Annotated in this window: 12 protein-coding genes and 1 pseudogene; 10 read left to right on the forward strand and 3 right to left on the reverse strand. The window is 58.0% G+C overall.

Annotated features, from left to right (window positions below):
* Window positions 1-63 precede the first annotated feature (63 nt).
* Window positions 64-285 carry a substrate-binding domain-containing protein gene (locus GGR30_RS23785; RefSeq protein WP_425488375.1) on the forward strand — a complete coding sequence of 74 codons (222 nt, stop codon included), beginning with the start codon at window positions 64-66 and terminating at the stop codon, window positions 283-285.
* A 344-nt stretch (window positions 286-629) separates the two neighbouring features.
* On the opposite strand, the gene GGR30_RS22995 is transcribed toward GGR30_RS23785, so the two are convergent.
* Window positions 630-1,337, reverse strand: coding sequence for a FadR/GntR family transcriptional regulator (locus tag GGR30_RS22995; protein WP_343066542.1), 708 nt, complete (start codon window positions 1,335-1,337; stop codon window positions 630-632).
* Window positions 1,338-1,490: 153 nt separating this feature from the next.
* Between GGR30_RS22995 and GGR30_RS23000 the strand changes: the two genes are divergently transcribed.
* The 5 genes and pseudogenes from GGR30_RS23000 to GGR30_RS23020 form a co-directional block, all read left to right on the forward strand.
* Window positions 1,491-2,510, forward strand: a complete 1,020-nt coding sequence (locus GGR30_RS23000) for an ABC transporter substrate-binding protein (protein WP_183491589.1) — start codon at window positions 1,491-1,493, stop codon at window positions 2,508-2,510.
* Between the two features lie 111 nt (window positions 2,511-2,621).
* Window positions 2,622-4,325 carry an ABC transporter permease gene (locus GGR30_RS23005; protein WP_183491591.1) on the forward strand — a complete coding sequence of 568 codons (1,704 nt, stop codon included), beginning with the start codon at window positions 2,622-2,624 and terminating at the stop codon, window positions 4,323-4,325.
* Between the two features lie 14 nt (window positions 4,326-4,339).
* Window positions 4,340-5,440 (forward strand): ABC transporter ATP-binding protein, encoded by a 1,101-nt coding sequence (locus GGR30_RS23010; protein WP_132314222.1) that lies wholly within the window; start codon window positions 4,340-4,342, stop codon window positions 5,438-5,440.
* 19 nt (window positions 5,441-5,459) lie between these two features.
* Window positions 5,460-6,608, forward strand: a complete 1,149-nt coding sequence (locus GGR30_RS23015) for a mandelate racemase/muconate lactonizing enzyme family protein (RefSeq protein ID WP_165972913.1) — start codon at window positions 5,460-5,462, stop codon at window positions 6,606-6,608.
* A gap of 596 nt (window positions 6,609-7,204) precedes the next feature.
* Window positions 7,205-7,963 (forward strand): annotated as a pseudogene (locus GGR30_RS23020) (IS3 family transposase); the annotation flags it as partial.
* Between the two features lie 675 nt (window positions 7,964-8,638).
* Here the strand turns inward: GGR30_RS23020 and GGR30_RS23025 are convergent.
* Window positions 8,639-8,947, reverse strand: a complete 309-nt coding sequence (locus GGR30_RS23025) for a helix-turn-helix domain-containing protein (protein ID WP_343066543.1) — start codon at window positions 8,945-8,947, stop codon at window positions 8,639-8,641.
* Window positions 8,948-9,093: 146 nt separating this feature from the next.
* Between GGR30_RS23025 and GGR30_RS23030 the strand changes: the two genes are divergently transcribed.
* Window positions 9,094-10,830: a hypothetical protein gene (locus tag GGR30_RS23030; protein ID WP_183491592.1), complete on the forward strand. Its 1,737-nt coding sequence runs from the start codon at window positions 9,094-9,096 to the stop codon at window positions 10,828-10,830.
* A 164-nt stretch (window positions 10,831-10,994) separates the two neighbouring features.
* Window positions 10,995-11,624 carry a hypothetical protein gene (locus GGR30_RS23035; RefSeq protein ID WP_183491594.1) on the forward strand — a complete coding sequence of 210 codons (630 nt, stop codon included), beginning with the start codon at window positions 10,995-10,997 and terminating at the stop codon, window positions 11,622-11,624.
* Between the two features lie 199 nt (window positions 11,625-11,823).
* Here the strand turns inward: GGR30_RS23035 and GGR30_RS23040 are convergent, their stop codons facing one another.
* On the reverse strand, window positions 11,824-11,982 hold the full coding sequence (locus tag GGR30_RS23040) for a ribbon-helix-helix domain-containing protein (protein WP_183491596.1): 159 nt from the start codon (window positions 11,980-11,982) through the stop codon (window positions 11,824-11,826).
* Window positions 11,983-12,102: 120 nt separating this feature from the next.
* Between GGR30_RS23040 and GGR30_RS23045 the strand changes: the two genes are divergently transcribed.
* Window positions 12,103-12,630 (forward strand): hypothetical protein, encoded by a 528-nt coding sequence (locus tag GGR30_RS23045; protein WP_183491598.1) that lies wholly within the window; start codon window positions 12,103-12,105, stop codon window positions 12,628-12,630.
* A gap of 219 nt (window positions 12,631-12,849) precedes the next feature.
* A complete protein-coding gene (locus GGR30_RS23050; RefSeq protein WP_183491600.1) occupies window positions 12,850-13,833 on the forward strand; it encodes a GIY-YIG nuclease family protein in 984 nt (327 codons plus the stop codon).
* The last annotated feature ends 87 nt before the right edge of the window (window positions 13,834-13,920 follow it).

Genomic DNA, 13,920 nt, shown 5'->3' on the forward strand with positions numbered 1-13,920 from the left:
TTCTTCGCTTCCAGCACCGTGTCGATCGACATCGCGTTAACGCCATAGGCATTGACGATGATGATGACCTCGCCGGGCTCCTTGCCCACACGATATGCGAGCACACCCCTGACGACGATCGCCTATGATTCGGAACGGCTTGCCTATGAAGCCGTTGACCGGCTTATATCCATCATCAAGGCGGGCGAGCTGGTGCCGCCGCCCCGCCACGAGACGATCGAACGGAATGTCTTAATCCGCCGGAGCACCGGCAGCCCGCGTTCCAGAACGTCCACCTCGCGATAACTTCCTCTTTGCGAAAACCGTCTTGTGCCGGCCGCGCTATTCGACGGGAGTTCGCCGGCCAGGCTATTTTGAAATGGCACGCCACGAGACCCTTTTGGGTCCCCTCGAACAGTTCCACGTCCAGTTCGTCTTGAAGCAGCTGCAGGCTCTTCGTCAGCGCAGGCTGGCTGATGCCTTTTTCTGCGCCGCCGTTGACAGCTCGCTTTGGTGCAGAACGGACGGCGCGCGTGGTTGTGACGGATTTGGCCCAAATGCGTCATTCAGTTTAGTAGCAAAGAGCGCTCCATCACAGCCGTTGATAGGCCCCCTGGAGCGATCTCGTGCCAGTACGGTGCGGGGAGGTACTACTGATATCCGCTGTTGATCAATGCCCGCACCGTCATGTCGAAATGATCGCTCATGGCCGCTTCAGCCGCGGTCGGATCGGTGTCCCGCACCGCTTCGGCGATGACGGTATGCTGCTTGATGATGGCGACGAGCTCCTCGTCGGAAGGACGGGTCTGCCAGCCGATCGGACCCGATTCATTCATGACCGCGGAAAACGAGCCGATAAACAGGTCATACATGGGATTGCGGCTGGCAAGACCGATGGCGCGGTGGAAGGCGACGTCGAGACGCGACAGAATCTGGCGATCCGGCAGATTGTCCATCATCTCCGCCGCCAGCCGAACAATCTGCTGCGCCTCCTCTTCCGAGCGCCTGATTGCAGCGAGATGAATAGCGCGCATCTCGATCGACCGGCGCACATCCAGCACCTGTTGCGTGGTCACCTGGCCGGTGCGAATAGCATGGTCGATCAGGATTGCCAGCGCATTGGGGTCGATGCCGGCAACACGAGCGCGTCGGCCGTTTCCGCTGTCAATGACATGCAGCGCCTCCAGTGCCCGCAGCGCCTCACGCACCGCGCCCCGGCCGACCTCCAGCCTTTTGGCGAGTTCCATCTCGCTCGGGAGAGAATCTCCCAGGGTCAGGTCTTCGCTCCTGATAAATTCATAGATCCGTTTTGTCGTGCTTCCGGCACGGCCCTGGTCTTTTGTTTCCTCTGACATCATTCCAACTCTCGATCCCGTTTAGCGATGCGGTATAGCACCTCTTTCCGCAAAAGAGAAGTAGGTTAGGCTTGACCTATAGTACAGGTTTAGGATATTTGGTTCACTGGTTGAGCAAAACCTGTTGACAATCTAGCTTCCTTGGAGGAGGAAACCATGAAAATCAAATCCATGCTGAAAGCCGGTCTCGCGGCAAGCGCCCTGGCAATCTCGTCGGCCAGCGCCGTGTCGGCCGCGGAAATCGTGGTTTACACGAACTGGGTCATCGAGGAGACCGAGGCCTTCGAGGCTGCCTTCGAAGCCGAACACCCCGATATCGACGTCGTCTTCTTCCGCGCGCCGATCGAAGAACTGTTCACGACAATCGATCTTGAGGTTCAGACGGGGCAATTGCGCGCCGACGTGATCATTTTCGGAGACACAACCCGCGCCACGGCACTGGCCGAAAGCGGCATTCTCGGCCCCCTCGAACTGTCGGAGGAAGCGAAGGCCGCAATCGATGACAGCCTGCTCGACCCGAACGGCATCATCGCCCCCTATATGCTTCAGCCGGTCGTGGTTCAGTACAACACCAATGCGGTCCCGGACGACATCGAACTCGATTCGTGGAACGACCTTCTCGATGATCGTTTCAAAGGGCGCGTCGCGCTCGGCGATCCGCGCGTCACCGGAATGGTGCACCCCGCTCTGTGGACCCTGGCATCCTATCTCTCCGAGGAAGACGGTTTCGGCTGGCCCTTCGTCGAGAAACTGGCGGCCCAGCAGCCGCGGCTGGCCACGGGGCATCGCGGAATTCGCGATCTCGTCGCGCTCGGCGAAGTGTCGATCGCCATTCAGACCGTCGACAATGCCGTGGAATCGGTGGCGCAGGGCGAACCGACGAACTACTACTACCCCGTCGAGGGCACGCCCGTTCTCTATCAGTCGATCGGGGTCGTGGCCGGTTCAGGCGAAGCTGAGGCCGCCCGCACATTCGCATTGTGGATGGTTGGCCCCGAAGGCCAGCGGCTGGTCAACGCCGAGATCGGCGCCCTGCCCGTGCGCGGTGACGTTCCGATCGAAAAAGGCGAGACGATCGACGAAATGCGCAAACGCGCAAACGTCGTCGTTATGGGCCCCGAGCTGACCCAGGAGGTCCGCCAGGAACAGGCGGTGAAATTCTACGACTACCGTTAACCCATCCGGCCGCCGGCCACGCGCCGGCGGCTGTCAGTTGTCGCTTTCTCATCATCGGGAAATGCAGCGCTCTTTGATCTGCGTTCTCCCCCTTCAGCGTAACGGTTGATCATGTCCACTACACAACTGAAGCGGCCCGGATTCGATGCCGGGAAGATCGTTTGGGCCGCATGTATTCTGCTGACGGTCTACTTCGTCCTGCTGCCGATGGCCTACCTGGTTATCCGGGCCTTCTTCGTCGACGGAACGCCGTCACTAAGCCTGTTCGTCGAGTATCTGTTCGCCGATCCGCGTGCAATGCGCGCCGGATTGAACTCGCTGATCTTCGGCGTATCCGTCGCCGCGGTCTCGGTTCTCGTCGGTGTGCCGCTCGCCTTTGGCGTCAGCCGCACGGATATGGCGTGGAAGGAGCTCGTGCGCATCACGGTGCTGATCGCCATCATCACACCACCCTTCCTGCGCACCATGGCCTATATCCTCCTGTTCGGCCCCAATGCCGGACAGCTCAATGTGCTTCTGCGCTGGGCATTTTTTCCGGAGATGGCGTCCGGCCCGCTCAATGTCTACACCATCCCCGGGCTGATCCTGCTCTCCACGCCGATCGGCATCGCCCAGGTCTTCATCCTGACCTCGACGGCGCTCAGCCAGATGGATCCCGCACTTGAGGAGGCCGCCCGCACGAGCGGGGCAAGCCGGGCCCGCACGGTCTGGACCGTTTCACTGCCCGTCTGCCGCAACGCCATATTCGCCGGCGCGCTGATGGCATTCGCGATTGCTCTTTCCCTTTACGGGACGCCTCACCTGCTGGGCATCGATGTCCTGACGACACAGATCCGCGAAGCCCTGCTGATGCCGATCAACTTCGAGGCGGCCGCCGTGCTATCAACCGGCATCACGGCACTCGGTCTCATGGCGCTTGTCGCCTACAGGCAGGTCACGCGGGAAGCCAACCGCTACCAGACCGTCAGCGGCAAAGGGTTCCGGCCGGCCGTCATGCGGCTCGGGGGGTATCGTCACCTGTTCACCGGGCTTGGCATTCTCTACGGACTATTGTCCTTCGTGCTGCCCTATGGCGCCCTGATCGTGATATCCTTCTTTCCGACGCTCGGACGCCTTCCCTCCTTCAGCGAACTGACATTCTCGCATTATGTCTATGTCTTCACCTCCGACGCCAGTCTGCGCGCGATCTGGAACAGCCTTATTCTGGCGACCGCGACGGCTTTCATTTCGATCATTCTGAGCACCGTGATCGGCTACATCGTCGTGCGTTCGCGCTCGCGCTTTCGCGGCCTGCTCGACTACCTGGCGATCGCACCGTTGGCGCTCTCGGGCATCGCGATCGCCGTCGGGCTCGTTCTGGTCTACACCAGCCAGCCCTTTGTCAGGCTGCATCTCTATGGCACATCATGGCTGCTGCTCTTTGCCTATATCGCACTTCAATTGCCCATAGCGCTGCGGGCCATCCAGACCTCGCTCATGCAGATCGGCCCGGAACTGGAGGAGGCTGCCCGCGTTTCCGGCGCCACCTGGGCGGGCAGCATGCGCATGGTCATCCTGCCGCTGATCAAGCAGGGGCTGAGCTATGCCTGGGTCCTGGTCTTCCTGGGCGTCATCCCTGAGCTCAGCGCATCGATCATGCTGCGTCAGCTCGGCAATGACACTGTCGCCACCATGCTCCTCGATCTCTGGGGCGGCGCCGGCGGATTCCAGCGCGCCTCGGCTCTCGGAACGGCCGTCTTCCTGCTCGTCGCAACCGTATTCTTTGTCACCCGGTGGCTTACGCGGCGCGATGCCTTTGGCACCGTCAAAAGCTGAAAAAGGCTCTCGAAATGTCATACAAACTTGAACTGAACAACATCGTGCGCAACTACGGCAGCTTCCAGGCTCTCAAGAGCATCGACCTGCAGATCGAGGAAGGCGAGTTCATCTCGCTTCTGGGGCCGAGCGGATGCGGCAAAAGCACGACCATCCGCCTGGTCGCCGGGCTCGACAATCCGACGGATGGAGAGATCCGCATTGACGGAGACCTGGTGTCGAGCGCCGGCGGTGGACTGCCTCCGGAAAAGCGGAACATCGGCATGGTATTCCAGAGCTATGCCGTCTGGCCTCACATGACGGTCTTCGACAACGTCGCCTTCCCGCTGAAAATGGCGGGAAGGCCCAAGGCCGAAATCGAAAGCCAGGTCCGCAAGACGCTGGCGCTCGTCGGGCTTGACGGCTTCGAAACTCGCTCGGCGACAATGCTGAGCGGCGGCCAGCAGCAGCGCGTTTCGCTGGCGCGCGCGCTTGCGCCCGAACCGGCCATCTTGCTGCTGGACGAGCCGCTCAGCAATCTGGATGCGAAATTGCGCGAGACGATGCGCTTTGAAATCCGCGCGATCCAGCAGCGGGTCGGGATTACCACGATTTTCGTCACCCACAGCCAGGAAGAGGCGCTCACCATGTCCGACAGGGTGGCGGTGATGAACGGCGGGATCATTCAGCAGATCGGTACGCCGGAGGAAATCTATCACCGTCCGAAAAACGGCTTTGTCGCCGGCTTCGTCGGCTTGGCCAACATCCTCCCTGCCCTTGCCGAGAGCTGCGCCGGCGATCGGCTGAGACTGCAGATCGCCGACGGCATCTCAATCGTCTGCGACCACGCGCCCGATCTCGATGGTAAACGGTGCCAGGCGATGATCCGCCCCGAGAGCATCACCGTCTCCCCCGGAGATGCCCTCGAGGCATCCGGAGACCTCAATAGCGTGCGCGGTGTGATCGACCGGGTCTCTTTCGGCGGCAATGTCGTTGACTATTTTATCACCTCGCCCGGCACCGACCTGACCTGGCGAGCTCAGACCAATCCGAAAAAACTGCTCGCATCGGGCACCGAGGTCACGATGACCTTCGGAGCCGACGATGTCCGCGTATTGCCGCTTGACCCAAAATAAGACTACGGAGGTTCCAGTTATGAAAATCAAGTCCATCAGAACCCGTGTTGTGAAAAACCCTCTGCCCCGCGCAGAGCTTGGCGGATTGTCATGGCATGTCGACCTTGCCTCCACGATCGTCGAGATCACCGCAGAGGACGGAACGGTGGGCATCGGCGAATCCACGATGTCCCGCGGCCCCGAACAGGAAGAGGTGATGGCAAAGGGAATTCTGTTGCTCTATGCGCCTCTTCTGGAAGGCTATGACGTTGACGATATCGAGGCGATCAGCCACCGCATGTGGCTTTACGGCCGGACAATGGGCTTCATCGGCCCGATGAGCGCCATCGACCAGGCGCTCTGGGACCTGAAGGGCAAGCGCTACGGCCATTCGGTTGCTGACATGCTGGGCGGGCGCGTCCGCGAGCAAGTCAATGCCTATGCCTGCAGCGCGCTGAAGAAATCGATCGAGGAGCATGTCGACGACGTCAAATATTACGTCGAACTCGGTTTCAAGGCAGCGAAGCTCTCGATCGGACGCGGCATCGATGAGGATATCCGACTGATCCGGGAAACGACATCAGCCGTTGACGGCAAGCTGAAGATCGCCGTGGACGCCAATGGCTATTACCAGAACACCATGGATGCCGACAAAATCGCCGCTGTCTGCGACGAGTGCGACATCTTCTGGCTCGAAGAACCTCTGCCAGTGACCAATGTTGCCGGTCTGGCCCGGCTCAACCGCGACTTCAGGACCCCGATCAGCGGCTTCCAGAGCGAAACCAGCGTCTATCGCATGACCGAATATCTCGAAAAGGACGCGCTTGAAATCTATCAGCCGCGTCTGGACTACTGCGGCGGCATCAGCCACTCCAAACGCGTGAGCGTGCTGTGTGATGCCAACCACAAGCGGTTCATCCCGCATGCTTTCGGCAGCGGCGTCAAATTCGCTGGCACGCTTCAAGTCATTGCCTCGGCGATTTCCGGCGGCTGGATCGAGTTTCCCGTTCTCAAGCATGAAGGCGGCCCCCGCTCCTATCACGCGGCGGCCTATCTGAAGGATAACCGTATTTTCGACGTCAACGAAACCGGTCAGGTCACCATTCCGAACAAGCCTGGAACAGGCGCGGAACTGGACAAGGATGCGCTGAAGGACCTGCAGGTCGCCGAGTACGAACATACCTTCTGATCGACGTTTCTTCCCGATGCCCCTGCGTTCGCGCTTCGGCATCGGCCCAAAACACTCCCAAGGCGGCGCAAGGGCATCCTGAGCCTCGCCGCCCGAGGGAGCTGAGAAGGCATGTTATCCGTCATCGAATAATTATGGACAGAATGCGGTTTGACTATCAGGAGGACATGGCTCGTCTGATTTGTCGATCCAGGCGGCATTTGGGTGATGTTGCACACATTCGGAAGGCCGGCGCATCAGATGGCGCTGCAGTGACCTTCACGGAACATGGTCGGTCACGCAAAAGTGAAACCATATAAGTTTCCGAGCCTGATCACCGGTGCGTGCTAAAATCCGGAAGGTAGAAGCCGAAAACGTTCATCGAAAAAACGAACTGTTGATTTTGTTGACCAAATAAATGTTGCGCTGGCGTTGCCGCCCATTCCCCGAACCGCGAGGAAGCTGTAGCACTTGTGGAATATCTGGTTTCTGACGAAGCCCAGAAGCTCTATGCGCAGGCCAATTTCGAACATCCGATCACCGCAACGGCCGAACCGCATCCGATCGTGGCATCCTTCGGCGAGGTCGCGCCCGATACGGTTTCGCTCAACGAGATTCTGCCGTTCGACACCTCGACCTACCATTACAAGTCCCGCCGCATCGGTCAGGCCGCTCTTGAAAGACGGATCAAGGAGATATGCGAGACACGCGTCCGGTTTGGCTATCGGCGTGTTCACGTGCTCCTTCGACGAGAAGGCTGGACGGTGAATATCAAGAAGACCCGCAGGATTTACAAGGCGTTAGGGCTGCAGCTCAGGAACAAGCACCCGAAACGCCGGGTGAAGGCAAAGCTGCGCGAGGATCGCCAGGAGGCCGTAGGGCCGAACGATATCTGGGCGATGGACTTCGTTCATGATCAGCTCGCGGCAGGCAAGAAGCTGCGAATCCTGACCATCGTGGATATCCATTCCCGCTTCAGCCCGGCCACCGACCCGCGCTTTACCTATCGCGGTGAGGATGTGGTGCAAACCCTTGAGCGGATCTGCCAGAAAGGCGGCTACCCGAAGACGATACGGGTGGATAATGGCAGCGAATTTATCTCCCGTGACCTCGATCTCTGGGCCTATGTGAACAAGGTTACGCTAGACTTCTCGCGGCCTGGCAAACCGACCGACAACGGCTTCATCGAAGCCTTTAACAGCAAGCTGCGTTCGGAATGCCTGAACGCGAACTGGTTCATAACCCTTGCAGATGCGCGCGAAAAGTTGGAGGATTGGCGTAGACACTACAATGAGGACCGCCCTCATTCGGCGATCGGATACAACGTCCCGATCGCGTTGCATAATCCCGGTGGCGCCGCCAGCCCGCCATCGTGATCAGAGCCGGAAAAATCCAACATCCGGCGATCCAATAAATGGGTGCACTGCACAAAACCCAAGACTCTCCCGAAAAATGGAGGGAAGTCGGGTCTCAGGTCATGTAGCAAGCCTGGCAGCGGCGCAAACCGCCCCCCTGCATGTCCACTCCTTAGAAACTAGAGCACGCGAGCGTTGCTGCCGACTGTCTGCAGCGACCTTGGTAGAGATGCGGTTCGGTGGACTTGGGCAATTGTTTCAGGCCGATGTGTTCGGCCAATTATGACACGTTTAGCCAACTCCAGACCAAGCTTTTCGAGTTAAAATTGAGTGGAACGCCCGGTACAGCATAAAGCGCGATAATAGGGGTTTTCTGTCGAGGATGGACTTTTTCAAGCGTTATAATAAGGAGTAAAGCGCTCAATACCTCTATTATGACGCTTTCGGAAATCCGGAATGGTCACAGGCGGCGTAGATTGTCTGCCAGAGCAGGTGGCATACCGGGTGGATTTCAGATCCTGTTGTCGTGGAGAATTTGAGCGTGAACGCGAGAATTCGCGCTCGTATCGCAACAGCCACATTCCGGCGGATTGCCCAAGTCGAGACGAACATCAGGCAACCACACTGACGCTCCCCCTGAACACGTCATCCCGAACGTTTCGCACTGCCCGGACGAGCACGCTTATGTAAGGGTGTTCAATGGCAATTGTCGTCTTCGGCCGATTTAGCCGGCTGGAGCAATTGCCAAGCCTGAACCCCAAGCACGGTTGCGAGACGGTCCAGCACATCAATAGAGACGCTATAGCGACGACGCTCCAGCGCGCCGACATAGGTTCGGTCGACTTCCGCAAGGTGCGCAAGCTCCTCCTGCGACAGCCCCTTTTCCTTTCGGGCTCGCCTTAGGTTTTTCGCAAAGAGCTCCCTGATGTCCATGATCTGGACATTCGAGACTTGATGAGTATATTTCCACGGAGTATACTCATCATATGACGGCAATTTCGCCATAATAGCAAACCCAGAATCATCGCAGGAAACAATGTTCTCTTCCCTCCTAAGACTCTCGTTACACCTCGCGCCCCGCCAAAAGCGGAACCGAAGGGCCTGGAAGAGCCAACTGTGAAAGACGTCTGCGCAAATTGTGAGGGCAGCCCATGAAGACGAAACAGATCATCATTGCAGTTCTCCTGTGCTTAACCGCAGGGCCTGCGCACCCTGAGGTTATTGAGTTTCCAGATAACCAGTTCTGGCGAAATCTCTCGCAGGTGTTTGCGGACGAAACGCCAGATTATGAACAGATCGCACGCCGGACGCCGGAATACCGTCAGGCTGACGAGTTCGATAAAGGCGATGTCCTTGCGGAACAGGTGCTGAAGCTGAAACGGATTAAAACCGATTTCGGATCGGACGCGCAGGTGCTGTTCCGCGCCGCCATTCGTCTCGATGACTATGATGCCGAGAGAGGCGGTTTCCCGATCAATCTCTTCGAGCCGGGTATCTATCTGGACGTTGGAAGCGGGCTTCGTTTCTCTAATGCTTCCGACTATGCCGTTCTGCCGGCCACACCCGAAGAAGGACGGGAAATCCGGCAGAAAGAACGGGCTTCATCAAGTTTGCCATCCGGACTTCTTCTGGCCGGCGACTTCCGAATGGATCCGGGCCATCGCAGAGGTATGCTCGCGACGCTGTATCGTTTTGATTATGTCGACGGCGACGATACGGTAATCGCTAGCATAGAGAGCGTTCCGGATACGCAAGGTCTTGATGGTGACCAGGTCGAAGCGCTCGTGCAAACCACGCAAGCTAAAATCCTGCAGCTTGCCGGCTTGCCGCCGATCGGTTCGCCCTGGCCTTTGGTACGCGACGCACTCCAACTCAGCTACGGCTATGCCGCCAGCGAAACCAGACGCTATGATGACGGCAAATTCCGGATGGTCGAAGGAAATATCCAGGAAGAAGACCTCTCCGACGCCTCCCGCTTTCGTGTCGGCTTCGGCAACAGTGGAGACATGGTCAGCCAAATTTTCGCGAAGCAAGGCTTTACTGCCTTTGCCACGTCCGAGTTGGGACGCATTGACACGAACGCCACCGGTCGCGGCCTCGACTGCGACACACCTCATCTGGCCGATGCCTGTGGCATCCTGATCTTCGAGAAGCAGCAGGGCGACTGGATCCTGACGAAGGCCGAAGGTGTTCTCGACCTCAAGGAAACCGATCATGGCCGCGCACTCGAAACGGTGCTGGACGACGATGTTGACGCCTTCCTTCGCTCCGACCTCACGGTCGCCTATGACCGTGACTGGCTTGCAGGTAAGACATCGGGATCGCATTTCTCGGGACAGTACGCGCCAGCCGCGCGCTATATCCTCGGGGAAGATATGGGCGGCAAACCGCTCTACCTCCGTCCCACCGATCACTATCTGGAAGGCACGCCGAACTTCGAGGTCATGCTCTATGCCGTCGACGGCGCGCCGGGAAGGACGCCATTGATCTTCACGCTTGCGCCACGGCAACTTCATGTCGAACACGCAGCTGCGGTTCGCTCCCTTTCCGGAAAGCGCATCATGTCTTCTGATTTAGAAGGGCTCACGGCATATGAGCTCCTTGAGGATCTCCGGTTTCTGCCGGCTATCGAGGAAACTCTCAACGACGCGGATCTGAAGGCGATCCAGCGCGCGACGGCTGTCAGCTCCGGTTCTTTCGAGGATCGTGGTGCGTGGTTTGTTCACGGTGGTTGCCGGCCGCATGATTGCAGCGATGATTTTGCGACAGTCGCGATTGGCAAGGAGGACGGGCACCTGATCGTCGTCCGAAGCCATAACGGCACGTCGGAAGTCTTTGGTTCCCCGCGAGAAGCCCTTCCACCTGTCTTTGAGCGGCATGGTCTTTGAAGCACGACCTGATCGCGCGGACGCGCAAGCCCGCAAGCAATAAATCAGGTCGCATCTCTCTGTCGCGGTGAAGTCGTTCGCCGCTCCTTTCGCCCACATCCGCATCGGCCTCGCCGAATGCTGCATACCGCCTGTCACGCAGGCGCACGGAGGTCTATTGTCTCATGTCAGTCTCACAAACAGCGAAACTGGATCTCGGATTTGAAGTTGAAGCCGCTCGGGATGGGTCGGTGATCGTTTCCGGAAAAGGCGTTGGCTTGAAATTGTCCGGCCTCATCGTCCTTTTCCTGGTCATGCTTCTGCCTTCGTCGTTTTTGTTCACATTCCTGATCAATAACGGCCCACTCAGCTTTCTTCCGGCCGATCTCTATATTCCTGCCGCTTTGGCGATCAATGCGGCGCTGGTATATGCTGTTCACCGGCTCAAGAGCCCGCCTTTCGGGTTTCGTCTCACAGAAGGCGGTTTGGAATGCGATGGGAAGCGCTACGCCTACAGCGACATCAGCGAGGTGTTTGTCGATAACGGCCACGCGAAAGGCCGGCCACTTGCATCGGGCGGCATCCACACGGGACTGATCATTGGCGGCACGGGTCCGGTCGGAATCACAGCCGCGCTCACCGGTGGCGCCGGCGCATCGGCATCAATTGCCATGGCAAATCTCGGCACCAGAATTGGCTCGGCAGTGAACTATCGCGTGAGTTTCAGGCATGGACGCAACGTCATCCGGCTGGCGTCATCGCTGGACGAGAGCACAGCAATTTCGCTATTCCGGTTTCTCACCGAAGGAAACTAAACTCGGATGTGAAAAATCCGGGCTGCCGCCAAACAGAGCAACAACGCGGAAGCGAGAGCCAACACCGTTCCGGGTTCCACAGAAACAATCCGGACCGGTGCGCTTTTGCATAGCCGAGTATCGCTGAGGAAACCGGAAAACAAAACATTTTCCCGGATCCGCGTGCTGTAATCCGGAACCAAGAACCACCGAAACCCTTTCAGCCGTTCTTCTCGAAATAGTCGTCCAGTATCTGACGTATGACATCCTGGCGAGAGGGAATCTCCGGCTGCTGTCTTCGAACCTGGTCAATCTTTTCCAGCAAATCTTTCGGAAGCCGCAGCGTTACGGGTTCATGATATTTTTTTGGTGGTGCCATGAAGAAATTCCTCAACCTGATATTGACGTCAGGATATCTAAGTGACACATTAGACGGGCGATGGCAAGAGTTGCCGCTCTGCCACGCCCTAACCAAGCCTAACCTTATCAGGAGGTCGACATGGCTGACCCAGTATCTATCACGCTGGCGCGTGTGCATGAAGATGCGTATGCCCACGCTTCATCCCCTATCCAGTCTCTTTTCTCGCATATGCTGTCCCAAATGGACCAGCTCATCGAGCGCGAGCGAGAGATTGAGGGGGTCGATATTTTTGACATTGCGTTCGCCCGTTGGCTTCGCGATGCCGAGAATGCGCTCTCGGACCTGACTGGCAGCATCTGCGTGCTCGTCCGGCTGCCCCCAGTACACCCTGACGATGCAGCACTTCAGAAGATCACGTATCTGTTCCATGCAATCATGAGCGCAGAAACCAACGAACAGGCGGCCAAAGCTCGATCGAGAGCAAAAATGATTTCCGGATCTCTGACGAATTCCTACGGCGGCCGGACGACATGCGAAACTGGTCGGCTGTTGATGCGAAGCCGTGTTTTGCTCAGTGAGTTGATGTCCCTCGACATCTATTCGCTTCATCCTGATGAGCACATCATGTTGGATGATCCCGATACCCTTGCACAAGCCATGCACTGAGCGATCTCATTCTTTGACTGACTGAGACAATCACCTGAAGGCCCACGGCACTTTCGCACTCGCGCGAGCTCATTCGTACTGGACTGTCGCGAGATCCGCCGTCCCCTCCTCTAAACCATGACCGCGCAATCCGGATACTCCGGATGCGACCACACACGTCTCGCCAGCCGATTGGCAGCGCGAGAACCTTTCCGATTCCCTATGCGAGGAGGACAAGTCATGTCCCAGAAGAATCCAGACCGGTTGCCCAAAAAGCCGGCTCGCCTGCACGTCCCACGTCGCTCCCGACACATTCCGCAAAGCGCCTGGACACCATACCCCAGACCTATCCCACCGCAATGGAAAGATATTGCCGAGAGCAAAGGATTTCGTGTGGTCGGGCGTGTCCGTGACCGGTACCACGTCGTACTGGAATGCAAGAAATGCAGCAGACACACCGTGCAGAAAGTCTTCGTGCTCAGGACTGCCACGCCTTTGTGCGCAGCCTGCCAGGAGACAAGAGGCCGCGAAAACGCTGAAAACTGCGGCTATCGCTTTCTGAAGCGCGACGAGCACGACCGCCATTATGCTCAATACCTGCTCCCATGCGGCCACACGGTTCGTCGACAATTCGGCCGCATCGAAAAACTCTCCCGCAACGGACTGGTTGATGGTCGTCCGGGATACCGCTGCCCGGAATGCTATTTCGAGAAACTCCAGTCCGAGGCGCACAAACGAGGTTGGACGTTGGTCGGTCCCGATCCGGAAAACGATCCGAGCTATCGGTTCTATCGCCACTCCACTGGCTGCGGTCACCAACAGAGAATTGCTATTGCCAATATGTCCAGCGCACGGTTCGGCTGCGAGCGATGCGGCGAATGCTGGTCGTCTGCGCCCAGCAATCTCTACCTCATTCGTTTCACGGTTCCAAACCGGGGTGAGTACCTCAAGCTGGGCTACAGCCGGAATCCACAATCGCGTGTCGGCTTCCAGTTCGGCCTGTCAAAAGGGGTAAAAGCGTCTTTGCTGAAACTCTATCCAATGCCGACTGGCCACGCCGCACAGAAAACGGAAAAGCGACTGCACAACCGTCTCCGCCATCGCTTTCCGGATGCGGTGGTCCCGGCAAGCGAGCTTTCCGGATGGATCAACGTCGTGAGCGAGATCTATCGTCCGCGCATCCTGACTGAAATCCAGCAACTGCTGAAAACGGAAATTTGTTGATTGCCACTGAGAACTGACCCGGCGTTTCCACCTAGAATTGACCCGCCTGCTAGGTATGTTTCGGATCTGCGGTTGTGGTCAAGTTCC

The sequence above is a fragment of the Martelella radicis genome (genome assembly GCF_014196625.1).
GTDB lineage: Bacteria > Pseudomonadota > Alphaproteobacteria > Rhizobiales > Rhizobiaceae > Martelella > Martelella radicis.

Coding starts and splice junctions, on each gene's coding strand:
- GGR30_RS23785 (WP_425488375.1), top strand. CDS start 64: ATGACCTCGCCGGGCTCCTTGCCCACACGATATGCGAGCACACCCCTG.
- GGR30_RS22995 (WP_343066542.1), bottom strand. CDS start 1,337: ATGATGTCAGAGGAAACAAAAGACCAGGGCCGTGCCGGAAGCACGACA.
- GGR30_RS23000 (WP_183491589.1), top strand. CDS start 1,491: ATGAAAATCAAATCCATGCTGAAAGCCGGTCTCGCGGCAAGCGCCCTG.
- GGR30_RS23005 (WP_183491591.1), top strand. CDS start 2,622: ATGTCCACTACACAACTGAAGCGGCCCGGATTCGATGCCGGGAAGATC.
- GGR30_RS23010 (WP_132314222.1), top strand. CDS start 4,340: ATGTCATACAAACTTGAACTGAACAACATCGTGCGCAACTACGGCAGC.
- GGR30_RS23015 (WP_165972913.1), top strand. CDS start 5,460: ATGAAAATCAAGTCCATCAGAACCCGTGTTGTGAAAAACCCTCTGCCC.
- GGR30_RS23025 (WP_343066543.1), bottom strand. CDS start 8,947: ATGGCGAAATTGCCGTCATATGATGAGTATACTCCGTGGAAATATACT.
- GGR30_RS23030 (WP_183491592.1), top strand. CDS start 9,094: ATGAAGACGAAACAGATCATCATTGCAGTTCTCCTGTGCTTAACCGCA.
- GGR30_RS23035 (WP_183491594.1), top strand. CDS start 10,995: ATGTCAGTCTCACAAACAGCGAAACTGGATCTCGGATTTGAAGTTGAA.
- GGR30_RS23040 (WP_183491596.1), bottom strand. CDS start 11,982: ATGGCACCACCAAAAAAATATCATGAACCCGTAACGCTGCGGCTTCCG.
- GGR30_RS23045 (WP_183491598.1), top strand. CDS start 12,103: ATGGCTGACCCAGTATCTATCACGCTGGCGCGTGTGCATGAAGATGCG.
- GGR30_RS23050 (WP_183491600.1), top strand. CDS start 12,850: ATGTCCCAGAAGAATCCAGACCGGTTGCCCAAAAAGCCGGCTCGCCTG.